Annotated in this window: 2 protein-coding genes and 1 pseudogene; all 3 read right to left on the bottom strand. The window is 72.9% G+C overall.

Annotation, left to right across the window (positions count from 1 at the left end; translation table 11 throughout):
• Positions 1-241: 241 nt before the first annotated feature.
• The gene (locus AC2W7C_RS18290; protein ID WP_486002618.1) at positions 242-463 is read right to left on the bottom strand and encodes a sigma factor-like helix-turn-helix DNA-binding protein; all 222 of its coding nucleotides are present in this window, start codon (positions 461-463) and stop codon (positions 242-244) included.
• Entirely contained in the window at positions 463-807 is a 345-nt protein-coding gene (locus AC2W7C_RS18285) for a sigma-70 family RNA polymerase sigma factor (protein ID WP_486002617.1), read from the bottom strand. The genes AC2W7C_RS18290 and AC2W7C_RS18285 overlap by 1 nt, the downstream gene beginning before the upstream one ends.
• Before the next feature lie 66 nt (positions 808-873).
• Positions 874-1,105: pseudogene (locus tag AC2W7C_RS18280) on the bottom strand (hypothetical protein); the annotation flags it as partial.

Raw genomic sequence — 1,105 nt, 5'->3', positions numbered from 1 at the left:
CCCTGAGCCCGGCCTGAGCGGCGGAGGCGATGACCCGCTCGCGCAGGGAAGCCAAGACCGCCGGAGCCCTGGACGCCTGCAGCAACGCATCCACCGGCGTCGGCCTCGGCAGGGCGGGCGCGCGCGTCCGGCCGGGCCTGGACAAAGGCCAGCGCCGCCGTCCGCTCCGCTTCGGGCCAGCGCCGGATGTCAGCCCCGTAGGCGGCCGCCAGGGCGAGGAACCGTTCCGCCGTCATCACACTCACGCTCCTTCAGCGCCCGGCCGCATGTCGGCCAGAGCCAGTTTCAAGGCCCGCCGTCCGCGGGACAGCAGGCTTTCCAACGCTTCCACGCTGACCGACATCAGGGCGGCCGCTTCGATGTTGGTCAGTTCCTGATAATGGCACAGCACGATGGCCTCGCGTTGGCGATCGGGCAATCGGCCCAAGGCCGCCTGCACGCGAGCGCCGACGTCGGCCGCCATCAGCCCGCGATCCGGGGCCGGCCCCCTCGGTCCGGGCGCTCGGGGCGGCGCATCCGTCGGGATTTTCGCGCCGTCGCCAGCCGGTCGTAGCAGAGGTTCAGCGCCACGCGGTGCAGCCAGGTGTCGAACTTCGCCTTCCCCGGCGTCCAGCGCGGGGCCTGCTTCCAGGCCCGGAGCATGGCGTCCTGAGCCACGTCCTCGGCCTCGGCGGGATCGCCCAGCATCCGCTGCGCCAGCGCCAGCATGCGCGGCAGCTTGCGGGCGACCATGGCCTGGATGGCCGCGGGATCGCCCTGACCCACGCGGCGCACCAGTTCCTCGTCGGGGTCGGCGATCAGCGCCAATCCGGCCCTCTTCCCTCTCAGATAAAAGGGCGGATCGGTCCATGACCGTCGTCCCCGACACCTTCCTTACTCCGAAGGCGGCGTCTGAGGCGACGCCTCTCGGGCCTGGACGGCGGCGCGGCGCTCGGCCCGGCGTTCGCGACGCTGCTCGCGCATCGCCTGGCGGCCGGCGCGACGTTCGTCGGCCGTGACGTAGCCATCGTGGTCGGCGTCCAGCCGGGTGAACGCCTGTTCGGTGCGGGCGCGTACGTCGGCGATCGCGATCGGGCCGCGATCGGCGCGGCGGTCCATGCGGGAC

It is taken from the genome of Brevundimonas sp. CURTG3B2_SDJG, assembly GCF_057364705.1.
The sequence above is the reverse complement of the archived record's forward strand: the minus strand, read 5'-3'. Positions and strand labels throughout refer to the sequence as shown.